15 protein-coding genes are annotated in these 16,537 nt (G+C 58.1%); 6 read left to right on the forward strand and 9 right to left on the reverse strand.

The annotated features are described in order from the left end of the window. Positions 1–18 precede the first annotated feature (18 nt). The 8 genes from damX to pilM form a co-directional block, all read right to left on the reverse strand. Positions 19–1,320: a cell division protein DamX gene (damX, locus tag V7Q49_RS14570; RefSeq protein WP_333853015.1), complete on the reverse strand. Its 1,302-nt coding sequence runs from the start codon at positions 1,318–1,320 to the stop codon at positions 19–21. A gap of 92 nt (positions 1,321–1,412) precedes the next feature. After that, positions 1,413–2,501 (reverse strand): 3-dehydroquinate synthase, encoded by a 1,089-nt coding sequence (aroB, locus tag V7Q49_RS14575; RefSeq protein WP_333853017.1) that lies wholly within the window; start codon positions 2,499–2,501, stop codon positions 1,413–1,415. A gap of 57 nt (positions 2,502–2,558) precedes the next feature. Then, entirely contained in the window at positions 2,559–3,080 is a 522-nt protein-coding gene (gene aroK, locus V7Q49_RS14580) for a shikimate kinase AroK (RefSeq protein ID WP_010436374.1), read from the reverse strand. Positions 3,081–3,376: 296 nt separating this feature from the next. Then, on the reverse strand, positions 3,377–4,612 hold the full coding sequence (gene hofQ, locus V7Q49_RS14585) for a DNA uptake porin HofQ (protein WP_333853020.1): 1,236 nt from the start codon (positions 4,610–4,612) through the stop codon (positions 3,377–3,379). Further along, entirely contained in the window at positions 4,527–4,922 is a 396-nt protein-coding gene (locus V7Q49_RS14590) for a HofP DNA utilization family protein (protein WP_333853022.1), read from the reverse strand. The genes hofQ and V7Q49_RS14590 overlap by 86 nt, the downstream gene beginning before the upstream one ends. Further along, positions 4,912–5,373, reverse strand: coding sequence for a HofO family protein (locus V7Q49_RS14595; protein WP_333853024.1), 462 nt, complete (start codon positions 5,371–5,373; stop codon positions 4,912–4,914). Before V7Q49_RS14595 ends, V7Q49_RS14590 begins: the two co-directional genes overlap by 11 nt. Further along, a complete protein-coding gene (locus V7Q49_RS14600; RefSeq protein ID WP_333853026.1) occupies positions 5,357–5,896 on the reverse strand; it encodes a PilN domain-containing protein in 540 nt (179 codons plus the stop codon). The genes V7Q49_RS14595 and V7Q49_RS14600 overlap by 17 nt, the downstream gene beginning before the upstream one ends. After that, positions 5,893–6,675 carry a pilus assembly protein PilM gene (gene pilM, locus V7Q49_RS14605; RefSeq protein ID WP_333853027.1) on the reverse strand — a complete coding sequence of 261 codons (783 nt, stop codon included), beginning with the start codon at positions 6,673–6,675 and terminating at the stop codon, positions 5,893–5,895. The genes V7Q49_RS14600 and pilM overlap by 4 nt, the downstream gene beginning before the upstream one ends. A gap of 120 nt (positions 6,676–6,795) precedes the next feature. Here pilM and mrcA point away from each other — a divergent pair, with 120 nt between their 5' ends. Next, a complete protein-coding gene (gene mrcA / locus V7Q49_RS14610) occupies positions 6,796–9,348 on the forward strand; it encodes a peptidoglycan glycosyltransferase/peptidoglycan DD-transpeptidase MrcA (RefSeq protein WP_333853030.1) in 2,553 nt (850 codons plus the stop codon). Between the two features lie 42 nt (positions 9,349–9,390). Here the strand turns inward: mrcA and nudE are convergent, their stop codons facing one another. Next, positions 9,391–9,951 (reverse strand): ADP compounds hydrolase NudE, encoded by a 561-nt coding sequence (gene nudE / locus V7Q49_RS14615; protein ID WP_142487377.1) that lies wholly within the window; start codon positions 9,949–9,951, stop codon positions 9,391–9,393. A 325-nt stretch (positions 9,952–10,276) separates the two neighbouring features. Here nudE and V7Q49_RS14620 point away from each other — a divergent pair, with 325 nt between their 5' ends. The 5 genes from V7Q49_RS14620 to pckA all read left to right on the forward strand — a co-directional run bounded on the left by V7Q49_RS14620 (position 10,277) and on the right by pckA (position 16,456). Continuing rightward, positions 10,277–12,412 carry an intracellular growth attenuator family protein gene (locus tag V7Q49_RS14620; RefSeq protein WP_333853033.1) on the forward strand — a complete coding sequence of 712 codons (2,136 nt, stop codon included), beginning with the start codon at positions 10,277–10,279 and terminating at the stop codon, positions 12,410–12,412. 64 nt (positions 12,413–12,476) lie between these two features. After that, positions 12,477–13,160 (forward strand): GMP/IMP nucleotidase, encoded by a 684-nt coding sequence (yrfG, locus tag V7Q49_RS14625; RefSeq protein WP_106995209.1) that lies wholly within the window; start codon positions 12,477–12,479, stop codon positions 13,158–13,160. Further along, a complete protein-coding gene (hslR, locus tag V7Q49_RS14630; RefSeq protein ID WP_142487380.1) occupies positions 13,157–13,558 on the forward strand; it encodes a ribosome-associated heat shock protein Hsp15 in 402 nt (133 codons plus the stop codon). Before yrfG ends, hslR begins: the two co-directional genes overlap by 4 nt. A gap of 23 nt (positions 13,559–13,581) precedes the next feature. Further along, on the forward strand, positions 13,582–14,460 hold the full coding sequence (gene hslO, locus V7Q49_RS14635) for an Hsp33 family molecular chaperone HslO (RefSeq protein WP_333853035.1): 879 nt from the start codon (positions 13,582–13,584) through the stop codon (positions 14,458–14,460). A gap of 379 nt (positions 14,461–14,839) precedes the next feature. After that, positions 14,840–16,456 (forward strand): phosphoenolpyruvate carboxykinase (ATP), encoded by a 1,617-nt coding sequence (gene pckA, locus V7Q49_RS14640; RefSeq protein ID WP_333853037.1) that lies wholly within the window; start codon positions 14,840–14,842, stop codon positions 16,454–16,456. The last annotated feature ends 81 nt before the right edge of the window (positions 16,457–16,537 follow it).

Consider the following 16,537-nt stretch of genomic DNA (forward strand, 5'->3'; position numbering starts at 1 on the left):
CATCCTGCGCTTCACAGATTACTTCAAATCGGACTGAACCTGACGGATCGGCTTCGCCCACGGGTTTTTCGCCTGAACATCAGCTGGCAGCGTTGCGACCGCGCGTTTTGCTTCATCTTTCGAAGCATACACGCCGCTCACCAGCACATACCACGGCTGACCGTTACGGGTAGTCTCATAGACAACAAAGTTTTTCAGGTTCGACTTTTTCGCCCAGCTGTTGAGGTTGTCATAGCTGGAAGAACTGCTCAACTGCAGCGTGTAGTTGCTGGATGAAGCAGACTTCAGTGAACTCACGTTGCCTGAGGTTTTACCAGTGCTGGCCGTGGCCGCAGGTGCGGCTGCCGCTGCCGCTGCCGCTGGCGCAGAGGCGGTCGCCGTCGGGGCTGGCGTTGCGGTCGCTTTCGGTGCTGTCGCGGTTGCAGCAGGCGCTTTCGCCGGGGCGTTGATCACGGTTTCGCTGCGCTTCGGCTGGGCGGTCGCTTTCGGCTCTTCCGCTTTGGCTACTGGCTGCGGCTTCACTTCACGCTTCGGCTCAATCACCGTCTGCTTGCGTTCCTGATGCTGTGCAGGCTTGGTCTGACGTGGCGCAGTTTCTGTCGCCGCCGTCTGCTGTTGCCCGGATGCACCACGAATTGGCGCCACGGTTGCAGGCTCGGTCGGCAGCGTGGAGTTGACCACCACGTTGTTAACCTGCTGCTGGTTCTGCGGCTGCGTCAGCGCATTGTTCAGGTCGCCCTGCACTTCGACACGCTGCTGACCTTCCGGGGTTGCCGGTGTCTGGCCCTGCGTTGGTGTGGATGCGACCGGCGGCAGAGAGATCTCCTGCTGGGTATTCCCGGCAGTCTGCTCTGCAGAGGTCGTGCCCGGCGCAGGCTGGGTACCGTTGGCCTGATCGGCCGCATTGCCGGACAGATCGACGCTCTTCTCAGCAGAGGCGTTCTGATCGGCTGGATTGCTCGACGGGGCTTTGAGTGCAGAGCCAACGCCGATAATCAGCAGCAGCAGGACCAGCACACCCAGACCCATCATAATGTACTGGCGGGAAGCGGGCTTCGCCGGAGCGGCTTTACGCTTACGCGGGCGACGCTCTACGGGCGCGGCTTCGTCCGCTGAATCATCTTCAGACTCATAGGCCTCTTCTTCACGCTCGTCGCGAGCAGCACGGCCACGCGAAGGACGAGGATCATCGTTTTCGAGATCGACCTCATCAAAGTTAATTTGCGGCTCGTTATCACGTTCTGAAGATTGGCGAGTACGACCAGTACGACGATCGCTGGGATCGGGTTTCAGCTCGTCTTCTGGTTTGAATTCATCCATTTAACACCCCACTAAAAGGCTTATGCCTACGACTTTGCACATCACCTGAAGCAAAATGGCTACATTTTACCGCAGCCGGACCTTTCTAATAGTTACGCCTGCTGGCAATCAGCAATAGCGCCAAGAACGACATCGTGCGGCACACCGCCACGCACTTCACTTTTACCTATCGCAAGCGGGAGCACCAGACGCATCTCGCCTGCTAATACTTTTTTATCACGCATCATATGCGGCAAGTAAGCCTGCGCCGACATTTCACGCGGCCCCGTCACCGGTAACCCGGCACGCTCAAGCAGCGTGATAATGCGTTGCGTATCCGCCTTGCTGAACTGACCGAGACGCTCCGAGGTGCGCGCGGCCATCACCATCCCCGCCGCAACGGCCTCGCCATGCAGCCAGTTACCGTAGCCCATTTCGGCTTCGATAGCATGACCGTAGGTGTGCCCCAGATTCAGTAAAGCACGTAAGCCTGTTTCGCGCTCGTCTGCGGCCACGACTTCTGCTTTCAGCTCACAGCAGCGGCGAATACAGTACGCCATCGCCTGACCGTCCAGGCGCAGTAAGGCATCCATATTCTCTTCCAGCCAGCTAAAGAACGCGCCGTCGAGAATAATGCCGTACTTGATCACTTCCGCCAGGCCCGATGCCAGCTCACGCTGAGGCAGCGTTTTCAGACAGTCGAGATCCACCACCACCGAAGCGGGCTGGTAGAACGCGCCAATCATGTTTTTGCCAAGCGGATGGTTAACGGCCGTTTTGCCGCCAACAGAAGAGTCAACCTGCGACAACAGCGTGGTAGGAATCTGAATAAAACGGACGCCACGCTGATAGCTTGCCGCAGCAAATCCCGTAAGATCGCCAACAACACCGCCGCCTAACGCCAGCAGTGTAGTATCGCGACCATGCGGTTTTTGCAGTAATGCGGTAAAGACGGTATCCAGTACCGTCAGGCTTTTATACTGCTCGCCATCAGGCAGAATCACACTGTCGACCTTCACGCCAGCCTGTTCAAGGCGCTGACGCACGGTGTCGAGATAAAGCGGAGCCAGAGTCTCGTTGGTGACCAGCATTGCCTGATCACCCGCTTTCAGTGGTAAGAAGGAAGCTGGGTCGTTAAACAAACCAGCCGCGATAGTGATAGGGTAACTCCGTTCACCGAGAGTGACTGTAATCCTCTCCATAGCGCGACATCCACCTTAAATGCTTTTACCCGCAGGCGAGTGTATATAAAGCCAGAATCAGTTGCTTTCCAGCATATGAATAATCTGGTTTGCGACCACTTTAGCGCTCTGGTCGTCTGTGCGAATGGTGACGTCGGCAATCTCTTCGTACAGCGGATTGCGTTCACCAGCCAGGGCTTCCAGAACTTCACGTGGAGGCGTCTCAACCTGCAGCAACGGGCGTTTTTTATCACGCTGCGTACGCGCCAGTTGTTTTTCGATGGTCGTTTCAAGATAGACAACGACACCGCGGGCGGAGAGACGGTTACGAGTTTCGCGAGATTTTACAGAGCCGCCGCCAGTAGCCAGCACAATGCCCTGTTTTTCCGTAAGTTCATTAATGACTTTTTCTTCACGGTCACGGAAACCCTCTTCGCCTTCTACATCGAAGACCCAGCCCACATCAGCTCCGGTTCGTTTCTCAATCTCTTGATCAGAATCGTAAAATTCCATATTGAGTTGTTGAGCTAACTGGCGCCCAATAGTGCTTTTGCCGGCACCCATAGGCCCAACCAGAAAGATATTGCGTTTCTCTGCCATTTTTTCGGTACTACTAAGACTATTCGTTAATGGTAAACCCGCTTCACCGGTATCGGGCGTAGCAGGACATGAACTGAAACCTCATATGCGATAGAGCGAGAGTCAGACTAAAAATTATCTCAATACTCCGGCTTGTTTGGCAACAGATTAAATCACCCTGCTTGCCGCTTAAGTTATTAAGGAGTGTGATTGAGTAAGCTGATTCTCAAATCGGTACTCCTTGTATGCTAATTCATGCCCCACGTCAAACATCTGCAACAAACAGAATGCAAAATCACGCGGGGCATCGCGGGCCATTACGGCGTCGCAACCAGGCGAGGCGTGATAAAAACCACTAACTCCCGGCGTTCGTTGTCTTTTCCCTGATGGCGGAAAAGTTGCCCCAGTAAAGGAATACGGCTCAAGCCTGGCACACTTTCGCTCCCGGTTTTATGCCTCTGAGAAAAAATTCCGCCTAAGGCCAGCGTTTCACCACTTTTGACCTCGACCTGGGTTTCAATCTCCTGCTTATCAATTGCCATGGTTTCGCCATCGGCCTGCTGCAGCACCTGCCCGGGGGTGTTCTCGCTGATGCGCAGCTTCAGACGCACGCGCCCGTTGGCCAGCACCACTGGCGTGACTTCCATGCCCAGCACCGCCTCTTTAAACTCAACCGAGGTCGCGCCGCTCTCGCCGCTCGAGACCTGATAGGGGATCTCGCTGCCCTGCTTAATGCTGGCGGGCTGCATGTGCGAGGCCAGCAGGCGCGGGCTGGCGATAATATCGACCTGCTGCTTCTGCTCCAGAGCGGAGAGTTCGAGATCCAGCAGCCGGCCATTAATCCGCCCGATGTTAAACCCCACCTGAGCGGTGGCGCTGGCGACAGACAGATCGCTGCTGAGCGACGTCAACTCTCCTGGCTTACCCGGCTGCTGCGCCTGAGCCAGATTCCATTTCACCCCCAGCTCACGCAGGCTTTTTTCACTCATGCTAACAATATGCGCGGCCAGCTCCACCTGCGCCACGGGAATATCCATCTGCGCCACCCAGTGCTGTAGTGCTTCCAGCGCATTGCGGGTGTCGCGCACCAGCAGGCGATTGGTGCGTTTGTCTACCGCCATGCTGCCTTTCGGGCTGAGGAGCTTTTCCGCAGCCGCCTGTAAATCCCCCGCATCGGCGTATGAGAGAGGGAAACTGCGCGCCTCCAGCGGCGCGCTGAGCTGTCGTTTTGTCCGCTCGGCCTCTTTTTTGGCCTGCTGTTGCTGCTGCCAGGTGGCGGTGTGGATATAAAAAATGCCCGCCTGCTGGTGCATCACCAGCCCGGCACTGGTCACCACCGTCTGGAGCGCCTGTAGCCAGGGGACGGCCTGCAGGCGCAAAGAGACCTTGCCGCTGACTTCCGGGGAGATAATGATGTTGCGGTTCTCCTGCTCCGCCAGCGCCTGCAGAAGCTGGGCGACCGGTACCTCATCCACCACCAGGCTCACCGGCGCGGGTTCCGCGGCCAGCGCCTGACTGCCTATCAGCAGTAATCCCACGATCCCTGTTTTCATCCTGTTTCGTTCCTTGTCGTTGCCATCGCCACTGCGGAGGCTCACACGCCCCAGGCATGTCGATGACCAGTTCCTTTTCATCCAGCGCCATCACTTTTCCGCCTTGCGCCAGGGTATCGCCGCGATGAAGGCGCAGCCAGTGCGACCTTTCATCCCTGACGATCGCCACCGGTACTTTACCCAGCACCACCCCGAGATAGCGCCACTGCCGCAGCGCGGCATCCGGGCAGCGTGAGGTCGGGGGCTGAAAGGGATCGCGCAGGCCGAGAAGCAGCGGCAGTAAGAGCAGCACCCCGCATTTAACCCGCATCCTGGCGCTCCAGCTGCATGACTATCTGTAATCGTTTCTGCTCCGGCTGAATGCTAAAGCGCCCCACCGCAACGTCGTGCCGGGCGAGGGAGGCAAACAGCGAGGGGATCTGCGTCCAGCTCGCCTCAAGCACCAGTTCGCCACCTCTACCGCCGGGCTGCCAGCGAACCATCCGCAGCTCATCGGTATCAAACGCCAGCGGCGAAAAAGGCTCTGCCGCCGGGGAAGGTGGCGCATCTTCCGGGAGTGACAGCTTGCGCACCGCGGCCCACAGCCGAGCATGAGCCTCTGCATTCCGTGCGTGTCGGGCCTGCTGCGCCGCTATCTGCCGATCCTGCATTCGCCACTGCAACCCGATGAAGCAGGCCAGGAGTAGCGCTGAACTGACGCCCCAGCACAGGCAGCGCCCGCGCGGCGTCATGGCATACCAGCTGTCAGGATGGATCTGCATCTGCACTCTCCTTGCGGATCAGCGTCCAGCTGAACTGCCAGCGGCCCTGGGCATCCTGTCGCATCTCCCCCGGCGCACCGGGAGTAAACCCCGGCACCTGGCGGAGCGCGGCCTCCATCGCCCCCAGCGCGGGCAGCGTGGCGGCGTAACCCGTCAGGGATAGAGTCGACTGCTGAAAGCGCAGCTGCGCCAGCCAGGCCTGCTCCGGCAGGTGGCGTGATAAGGCGATCAGTGCCGGTTGCCAGGCTGCTGTTTTCGCTTTATGCAGTGCCCAGCGCTGCTGTTGCTGGTGCCGGGTCTGTAACGCCGTCCACTGCTTTTGCCGCTGCTCCAGCCCCTGACGCAGCGCCAGATCGCTGGCATGCCGCAGCGCGCTGGCGCGTGTCACAAGAGGATCGCTGGCCCGAGTGACGGCGCAGACCATCACAGTTACCAGCAGCGAGCCGGCAAACATCAGTCCCCAGAAGCGCAGGCAGCGATGCCGTTGCCGCTGACGCCACGGCAGAAGATTGGCCGCCCTCATCGCGAGCAATCTCCGGTCGCCAGCGCCAGCGCAACGCTGAAATCCGCCCCATTTTCCGGCAGCGGCGGCTGGGTGCGGGATAACACACACCAGGGGTCAAAATTGCCCGCCCCACAACAGGCGATCTCATCAACCCTGAGTGCCAACAGGGCGGCCAGCCGATCGACGTCCGGGGCCTCCGCCAGCCCGCGCCTGCCCCACTGGTGGCGCATCGCCCAGAGCCACTGGTCCCGATCGCGCCAGGCTACACACTGGGCCGGAGCTTGCACAAAGGGCAGCAGGTGCGTCAGCGCCCCGGCGTCGGGCGTGACCGAGGCCAGCCGCAGTCGCAGTACCTGGGCCAGCTCCAGCAGCGTTGCGATCTCCTTATTCTGTGCCGCTGTGACGTGATAAGACTGGCTGAACGTCTCTTCCGTATAGTCAAACCGCAGGGCATCGGGGGGCATCTCCAGCTCGCGGCTTATTGCCGAGGCGATCCAGGCGGTCTTTTCGCTGTCGCGCAGGGTCATCGCCGGGCGCGGCAGCGTGCGCTGTAAGGTGCGAGCGGCCGGAAAGGCGAGAAAGATTTGATGTTGATGAGGCAGCATCTGGCGCCACTCGCGCAGCGCCGCAGCCAGCTGTTCGGGCTGAAGAATTTGCCCGTCGCGGATGATCCCTGCCGCCAGAGGAAGTTGCCACCAGCGGCGCAAGCCCCACCCTGACTTTTCGCGCACCAGCGCGACGGCCAGAACCTTATCCTGTTGAATATGAACGCCTGTATGCCATGTTTTAAACGCCATGTTTCACGATCTCCTTATCGTCCCGCGGGATGACGGCTATATCAATGCTTCAGGCTTGCCTTTATACTACCGCGCGATTGTTTAGAAACTGCCCAGTTCAAACTAAATGGGAAATCTCCAGTGAAGTTCGTAAAGTATTTATTGATCCTTGCAGTCTGTTGCATTCTGCTTGGAGCAGGCTCGATTTATAGTTTGTACAAATATATTGAGCCGCAACTGCCTGATGTCGCTACGCTTCGTGATGTACGACTCCAGATCCCGATGCAGGTCTACAGTACGGACGGCGAGCTTATTGCCCAGTACGGTGAGAAGCGCCGTATTCCGCTGACCCTGGATCAGATCCCACCCGTCATGGTGAAAGCCTTTATTGCCACCGAAGACAGCCGCTTTTATGAGCACCATGGCGTCGACCCGGTGGGGATTTTCCGTGCCGCAAGCGTGGCGCTGTTCTCCGGTCATGCCTCTCAGGGCGCGAGTACCATTACCCAGCAGCTAGCGCGTAACTTCTTCCTGAGCCCTGAAAAAACGCTGATGCGTAAGGTCAAGGAAGTGTTCCTGGCGATCCGCATTGAGCAGATGCTGAACAAGGATGAGATCCTCGAGCTTTATCTCAACAAGATCTATCTCGGCTACCGTGCCTATGGCGTGGGCGCGGCGGCACAGGTCTATTTCGGCAAATCCATTGACCAGTTGACCCTGAGTGAAATGGCGACCATCGCCGGTCTGCCGAAGGCGCCTTCCACCTTCAACCCGCTCTACTCGCTGGATCGCGCCACCGCACGCCGCAACGTGGTGCTGTCGCGCATGCTGAGTGAAGGCTATATCAGCCAGACCCAGTACGATCAGGCGCGCAACGACGTGATTGACGCCAACTACCATGCGCCGGAAATCGCTTTCTCCGCCCCGTACCTCAGCGAGATGGTGCGTCAGGAGATGGTCTCCCGCTACGGCGAGCAGGCCTATGAAGATGGTTACCGCGTCTACACCACCATCACCCGCAACGTCCAGCAGGGCGCGCAGCAGGCGGTGCGTAATAACGTGATTGATTACGACATGCGCCACGGCTACCGCGGCCCGTCAAACGTGCTGTGGAAGGTGGGTGAATCCGCCTGGGACAGTAAAAAGATCACCGACACCCTGAAGCCGCTCCCGGGCTACGGGCCGTTTGTCGCGGCGGTAGTAACCCAGGCCAATCCACAGGAAGCGACGGCGATGCTGGCGGACGGTACCTCGGTGTCGCTGCGCATGGAGGGCATCCGCTGGGCGCGTCCGTATCGTTCGGATACGCAGCAGGGGGCAACCCCGCGCAAAGTGACCGATGCGGTCCAGGTGGGTCAGCAGATCTGGGTTCGTCAGGTGAACGACGCCTGGTGGCTGGGGCAGATCCCGGACGTTAACTCCGCGCTGGTCTCCATCGACCCGCATAACGGCGCGGTGCTGGCGCTGGTCGGCGGCTTCGATTTTAACCAGAGCAAATTTAACCGTGCCACCCAGGCGCTGCGCCAGGTCGGCTCCAATATCAAGCCGTTCCTCTACACCGCGGCAATGGATAAAGGCCTGACCCTCGCCAGTATCCTCAATGACGTGCCGATCTCCCGCTGGGATGCCGGGGCCGGTTCCGACTGGCGGCCAAAAAACTCACCGCCAGAATACGCCGGGCCGATTCGTCTGCGTCAGGGTCTGGGACAGTCGAAGAACGTGGTGATGGTTCGCGCCATGCGCGCCATGGGCGTCGATTATGCGGCGGAGTACCTGCAACGCTTCGGCTTCCCGGCACAGAACATCGTGCATACCGAGTCGCTGGCGCTGGGCTCAGCCTCCTTTACCCCGCTGCAGGTGGCGCGCGGTTATGCGGTGATGGCGAACGGCGGCTTCCTGGTCGATCCGTTCTTCATCAGCAAAATCGAGAACGATCAGGGCGGCGTCCTGTTCGAAGCCAAACCGAAAATTGCCTGTGCCGAGTGTGATATTCCGGTGATTTATGGCGATACGCCAAAATCAGAATCCCTGAACAATCAGGACATGGAAGATGTCGCCGTTTCCCAGGCGCAGCAGAACGCGGCGGTGCCGCAACCGCAGCTCGAGCAGGCTAACCAGGCGCTGGTGGCACAGACCGGGGCTCAGGAGTACGCCCCGCATGTGATTAATACCCCGCTGGCGTTCCTGATCAAAAGCGCCCTGAACAGCAATATTTTTGGCGAGCCGGGCTGGCAGGGTACGGGCTGGCGTGCCGGTCGCGATCTGCAGCGCAAGGATATCGGCGGCAAAACCGGGACCACCAACAGCTCGAAAGATGCGTGGTTCTCCGGTTATGGGCCAGGTGCCGTGACCTCGGTGTGGATCGGCTTTGACGATCACCGTCGTGATTTAGGCCGCACCACGGCGTCCGGGGCGATTAAGGATCAGATTTCCGGTTACGAAGGCGGGGCCAAAAGTGCTCAGCCGGCGTGGGATGCCTTTATGAAGATGCTGCTGGACGGTGTGCCGGAACAGCCATTAACGCCGCCGCCTGGCGTAGTGACGGTCAATATCGATCGCTACAGCGGTCAGCTGTCCAATGGCGGCAGCAGTCGGGAAGAGTATTTCATCGAAGGCACGCAGCCGACGCATCAGGCGGTGCATGAGGTGGGTACGACTCTGATTGATAACGGCGAGACACAAGAGCTGTTCTAAAACGTCTGCCCCCTTTCCCGTTGGGAGAGGGGGATTTTTCTGCTACAACCTGCCCTGCCCTTTCAGCCACTCCCGCACCAGAAACAGCGCGCTCACGTTCCGGGCTTCGTTAAAGTCAGGCTCTTCCAGCAGGTCCATCAGATGCGCCAGCGGCCAACGCACCTGCGGCAGCGGCTCGGGTTCATCCCCCTCCAGCGATTCCGGATAGAGATCTTCCGCCAGCACGATATTCATTTTGCTGGAAAAATAGGAGGGAGCCATGCTGAGCTTTTTCAGGAAAGTTAACTCTTTCGCACCAAACCCCACCTCTTCTTTCAGCTCGCGGTTTGCGGCCTCAAAGACCGATTCGCCGGGATCAATCAACCCCTTGGAGAAGCCGAGTTCGTAAGATTCGGTTCCCACGGCGTACTCGCGGATCAGGATCAGATGCTCGTCAACAATGGGCACAATCATGACGGCTTCGCGCGTGGAGGGACGCATACGCTCGTAGACGCGGCGCACGCCGTTACTGAACTCCAGGTCCACACTTTCAACATTAAACAGGCGCGATTTCGCGACGGTCTCAACATTCAGGATGGTGGGCTTTTGTAAGGGTTTGCTCATTTTGACGGGTCTTTGCTGAGTGAACTGGCGTCATTGTGCGATACGCCGCACGGTTTCGGCAATGTCAATCGCGCTTTATTTACATTTGTGTAACCTGTGCAGATTCATTCCTTATTTCAGATAAAATGTCAAGAGCTTGAAATTATTCCAGGAATTTGCTGATATCCCGTCAGGGTTAGCTTTGCTATCATCAGCGATCACTGGGATGCGCTTCATATTGCTCAAGTTCAACACCTTACATGCCGATAGCCAACCACAGACACGCGTTCACTGTTAAAAAGGTGCTACTGACTACACCTGTAAGAAAAAGTAAGATGGGGAAAGCATGAGCACCATTTTGATTGTCATCGCTGCTATGCTGGCCTGCGCATTCATTGCAGGGTGGTTGTACCGGCGTCGGGCGCAGCGTCGATATCGCCTGCCTTATCTCAATGCCTTTGCCGGGGCGAGTACCCGCAAGCTCACCGCTGAAGAACGCAGCGCGATTGAGCAATATCTTGAGTCCTTTAACCGTATCCAGCAGACGCCGGCAACAGGTGCCAGCGCCGCGCCGGTCTCGTTGAGCCTTAATGCTCAGAGCAACACCGTGCTCTGCGTGACGCGCTCCATTACCCGCTACGGTATTACCACTGACGATCCCAATAAATGGCGTTACTACCTCGATTCGGCTGAAGTACATCTGCCGCCGTCCTGGGAACAGTACATCAATGATGAAAACAGCGTTGAGCTGATCCACACCGACTCCATCCCGCTGGTGATCGCCCTCAATGGCCACTCCATCGCGGAGTATGTCCAGGAAGCGCCCCACTTTTCGCTGGAGCACGTCAGTTCAACCCAGGCGTCGATTCGTGGCGAAGAGACCGAGCAGATTGAACTGCTGAATATTCGTCAGGAGACCCACGAAGAGTACGCCCTGAGCCGCCCGGACGGCATCCGCGAAGCACTGCTGATCGTCGCCGCGTTCCTGCTTTTCTTCTTCTGCCTGATGAGCCCCGACGTTTTTGCCCCGTGGCTCGCCGGAGGCGGCGTGCTGTTGCTGGCGGCGGGCCTGTGGGGACTCTTCGCCCCGCCGGCTAAAAATGCGCTGCGTGAGATCCACTGCCTGCGCGGCACGCCTAAACGCTGGGGTTTGTTTGGCGAAAACGATCAGGACCACGTCAACAATATCTCGCTGGGGATTATCGACCTGATCTATCCGCGCCACTGGCAGCCGTGGCTGGCCCAGGATTTAGGGCAAAAAACCGATATTGATATCTATCTTGACCGGCACGTCGTGCGCCAGGGACGTTATTTATCCCTGCATGACGAGGTGAAAAACTTCCCGCTGCAGCACTGGCTGCGCAGCACGGTAATAGCCGGTGGCGCCGGGCTGGTGCTGGCGATGCTGGTTTTGCTCGTCCCGCTGGATATGCCGATCAAATTTACCCTGTCGTGGATTAAAGGCGCTCAGACCATCGAGGCCACCAGCGTCGGGGAGCTCGAAAGCGCGGGCGTGCGTATTGGCGATACGCTGCGCCTGAAGGGCACCGGGATGTGTAATATCCATGCCCCTGGCACCTGGAACGCCCGTCAAAGCTCACCCTTTACGCCGTTTGATTGCTCGCAGGTGATCTGGAATGACGCGGCTCCCCTGCCGCTGCCGGAATCCGACATCGTCAACAAAGCCACGGCCCTGACTCAGGCGCTGTCGAGCCAGCTACATCCAAAACCGGAAGATAACTCACGCGTCAGCCCGGCATTACGCTCGGCTATCCAGAAATCGGGCATGATCCTTCTGGATGATTTCGGCGATATCGTGATGAAAACCCAGGAGCTGTGCGCAGAGCAGGATGAGTGCGTCAGGCTGAAAAATGCGCTGGTTAACCTCGGCAACAGCAAAGACTGGGAGGCGCTGGTGAAACGTGCCGACGGCGGCCGTCTTGATGGCGTCAACGTGCTGCTGCGTCCGGTCAGCGCGGAGTCGCTGGAAAACCTGGTCGCCACCTCTACCGCCCCGTTCGTTATGCGCGAAACCTCCCGAGCCGCCCAGGCGCTTAACAGCCCTGCCCCAGGCGGCTTTGTGATCGTCAGCGATGAAGGCAGCGAGCTGGTCGATCAGCCCTACCCGTCGGTGGCGCTGTATGATTACCCGGCCCAGGAGCAGTGGGGCGAGTTTCAGCGTCTGGCGCAGATGCTGATGCGCACGCCTTTCAGCGCCGAAGGGATTGTGACCGGCCTCTTTACCGATGCCAACGGTACCCGCCATGTTGAGCTGCACAGCATGCCGGACAGCGCCGGGTTATGGCGCTATATCGCCACCTCGCTGCTGATGCTGACGATGGTCGTCTGCATGCTCTGGAACGCCTTTATGGCGCTGCGTCGCTACCAGCGCTCGCGCACCCGCCTGGCGGATATTCAGCAATACTACGAAAATTGCCTCAACCCGAAGCTTATCCCCGCGCCTGAGAGCCTGATCGGATAACGCTCCCGCGCGACAGGATATGCTACCCTGTCGCGCACGTTTCTTCTGGCTGGAGTATTCCCCCATGCATTTTGATATCGCCTGGCAGGAGGTCGATACCGTCCTGCTGGATATGGACGGCACGCTGCTCGATCTCGCGTTTGATAACCACTTCTGGCAAAAACTGGTGCCGGAGACCTACGGCGAGCAGCAGGGGATCTCCCCGGCAGAAGCGCAGGAATTCATCCGCCAGCAATATACTGCCGTACAACATACGCTAAACTGGTACTGCCTGGACTACTGGAGCGAACGCCTCGGTCTGGATATTTGCGCGATGACCACCGCTCAGGGCCCGCATGCCGTGCTGCGTGAAGATACCGTTCCCTTTCTTGATGCCCTGAAAGCGAGCGGCAAGCGGCGCATACTGCTGACCAACGCGCATCCGCATAATCTGGCGGTGAAGCTGGAACATACCGGTCTGGCGTCACACCTTGATTTATTACTTTCCACCCACACATTTGGTTATCCGAAAGAGGATCAGCGATTGTGGCAGGCGGTGGCAGAAGAGACCGGCCTGCAACCAGAAAGGACGTTGTTCATTGATGACAGCGAACCGATTCTGGATGCGGCGGCAACCTTTGGCATTCGTTATTGCCTTGGCGTCACCAATCCTGATTCTGGCCTGGCTGAAAAAAGCTATCTGCGACATCCGGGGCTGAACGACTATCGCCGGATGATCCCCTCACTCACCGTGAAGGAGAAGCCATGAAAGAGAAGCCCTCCGAAGGGGTAAGACTGGACAAATGGCTGTGGGCTGCCCGCTTTTACAAAACGCGCGCCCTCGCCCGGGAAATGATTGAAGGCGGCAAAGTGCATTACAACGGGCAGCGCAGCAAACCGAGCAAGCTCGTGGAGCTGAACGCCACCCTGACCCTGCGTCAGGGCAACGACGAACGGACGGTGATCGTGAAAAACGTTACCGAACAGCGTCGCCCGGCAACGGAAGCCAGCACCCTGTATGAAGAGACGGCAGAAAGCGTTGAAAAGCGCGAGAAGATGGCGCAGGCGCGAAAGCTGAATGCCCTGACCATGCCGCATCCCGACAGGCGACCGGACAAGAAAGAACGTCGCGATCTGATTAAATTTAAAAATGGCGAGAATGAGTGATTCTTGCTGAACGAGAGATGATTATGGCCCAACACGACCAATTACACCGCTATCTGTTTGAACAATTTGCCGTTCGCGGCGAGCTGGTGACGGTATCCGAAACCTGGAAACAGATCCTGGAAAACCACAACTACCCGCTGCCGGTGAAAACCGTGCTGGGCGAGCTGCTGGTTGCCACCAGCCTGCTGACCGCCACCCTGAAATTTGCCGGTGATATCACCGTGCAGCTGCAGGGTGATGGCCCGATGAGCCTGGCGGTGATCAACGGCAACAACCAGCAGCAGATGCGCGGCGTGGCGCGCGTACAGGGCGAGATCCCGGAAGGCGCAGACCTGAAAACCCTGGTCGGTAACGGCTACCTGGTGATCACCATCTCTCCGGAAGAGGGTGAACGCTATCAGGGCGTGGTCGGTCTGGAAGGTGACACCCTGGCGGCCTGCCTGGAAGATTACTTCCTGCGTTCCGAACAGCTGCCGACGCGTCTGTTTATCCGCACCGGCGAAGTTGACGGCCAGCTGGCAGCAGGCGGTATGCTGCTGCAGGTGCTGCCCGCTCAGAACGCCCAGGGCGACGATTTCGATCACCTGGCAACCCTGACCGAAACCATCAAAGCCGAAGAGCTACTCACCCTGCCGGCGAACGAAGTGCTGTGGCGTCTTTATCACGAAGAAGAGGTGACGCTGTACGATCCGCAGGACGTAGAGTTCAAATGCACCTGTTCCCGTGAACGCTGCGCGGGCGCGCTGAAAACCCTGCCGGATGAAGAGATCGACAGCATCATGGCCGAAGAGGGCGAGATCGACATGCACTGCGACTACTGCGGTTCGCACTACGTCTTCAACTCGATGGACATTGCCGAGATCCGCAACAACGCCTCCCCGGCCGATCCTCAGCTGCACTAAGTTGTTCCGTTAACTGCCCTCTCTCGGGGGCAGTTGACCTTTCCCTCTGCTCGGCTACCCTTTCATTTTATTCACTATTCCTTCCGATCCTGCTGAATCGTTATCAGTAATGTAAGTCTTTCGTAATTTTCTTTCATGTATGCGCTTACACTCACATTCTCATAGTTAAATTTACCGCCAATTAACCTTTTCAGAACATTTTCACCAACCAAAAAGTGAATCCTGCCATAATCTGCTCCGCGAAGTGACAGGAGTCACAGCGTTTTCCGTCATAAAGGGTTTTGGTCCAGATACGCAAATCTATGAGCCCGGTCGCGGTTAACATTCGAGTAAAACCCCTACAATTTCAGGCAGTATATATTGGCTAAGGAGCAGTGATATGCGTGTTAATGGTTTAACCCCGCAGGATCTCAAGGCTTATGGTATCAACGACGCTCACGATATCGTCTACAACCCCGATTACGATACGCTGTATCAGGAAGAGCTTAATCCAGCACTGGAAGGATACGAACGCGGTATATTGACGACCACCGGCGCTATTGCTGTCGATACCGGTATCTTTACCGGCCGTTCGCCAAAAGATAAGTATATTGTCCGTGACGATACCACCCGCGACACCCTGTGGTGGGCGGATAATGGCAAAGGGAAGAACGACAACAAAGCGATCTCCCCGGAAACCTGGCAGCAGCTGAAAACTCTCGTTACCCAACAACTCTCCGGCAAGCGTCTGTTTATCATCGATGCTTACTGCGGCGCCAACGCCGACACCCGCCTTTCCGTCCGCTTTATCACCGAAGTCGCCTGGCAGGCGCATTTCGTAAAGAACATGTTCATTCGCCCCACCGATGAAGAGCTGCAAAGCTTCGAACCTGATTTTGTGGTGATGAATGGGGCCAAGTGCACCAACCCGAACTGGAAAGAGCAGGGTCTGAACTCGGAGAACTTTGTCGCCTTTAACCTGACCGAGCGTATCCAGCTGATCGGCGGCACCTGGTACGGCGGCGAAATGAAGAAAGGGATGTTCTCGGTGATGAACTACCTGCTGCCGCTCCAGGGCATTGCCTCCATGCACTGCTCGGCGAACGTGGGCGAGAAAGGCGACGTGGCGGTATTCTTCGGCCTGTCCGGCACCGGTAAAACCACCCTCTCCACCGACCCGAAACGCCGCCTGATTGGCGACGACGAGCACGGCTGGGATGATGACGGGGTGTTTAACTTCGAAGGCGGCTGCTACGCCAAGACCATTCGTCTGTCGGCAGAAGCGGAGCCGGATATCTTCCAGGCCATCCGCCGCGATGCGCTGCTGGAGAACGTGACGGTGCGTGCCGACGGCTCGGTCGATTTTGACGATGCGTCAAAAACCGAGAATACCCGCGTCAGCTACCCGATCTACCACATCGACAACATCGTGAAGCCGGTGTCGAAAGCAGGCCACGCGACCAAGGTGATCTTCCTCACCGCCGACGCATTCGGCGTGCTGCCGCCGGTTTCACGCCTGACCGCCAGCCAGACCCAGTATCACTTCCTCTCCGGTTTTACCGCCAAGCTGGCCGGTACCGAGCGCGGCGTGACTGAGCCGACCCCCACCTTTTCCGCCTGCTTCGGCGCGGCTTTCCTGTCGCTGCACCCGACGCAGTACGCCGAAGTGCTGGTGAAACGCATGCAGGCCGCAGGCGCGCAGGCGTATCTGGTCAACACCGGCTGGAACGGCACCGGCAAACGTATCTCCATCAAAGATACCCGCGCCATTATCGACGCCATTCTGAACGGTTCGCTGGATGAAGCGGAAACCTTCAACCTGCCGATGTTCGATCTGGCGATCCCGACCGAACTGCCGGGCGTGGACAGCCGTATCCTCGACCCACGTAATACTTACGGTTCACCGGAGCAGTGGCAGGAAAAAGCCACCACCCTGGCGAAACTGTTCGTGGAAAACTTTGAGAAGTACACCGATACGCCGGCAGGTGCGGCGCTGGTGAGTGCGGGACCAAGGTAAAAGCAAAAAGGCAACGCAAGTTGCCTTTTTTAATGTTTGCACCCTCTCCCTGTGGGAGAGGGCCGGGGTGAGGGCATCAGG

This window comes from Leclercia sp., assembly GCF_036780805.1.
In the GTDB taxonomy this organism is placed as follows: domain Bacteria; phylum Pseudomonadota; class Gammaproteobacteria; order Enterobacterales; family Enterobacteriaceae; genus Enterobacter.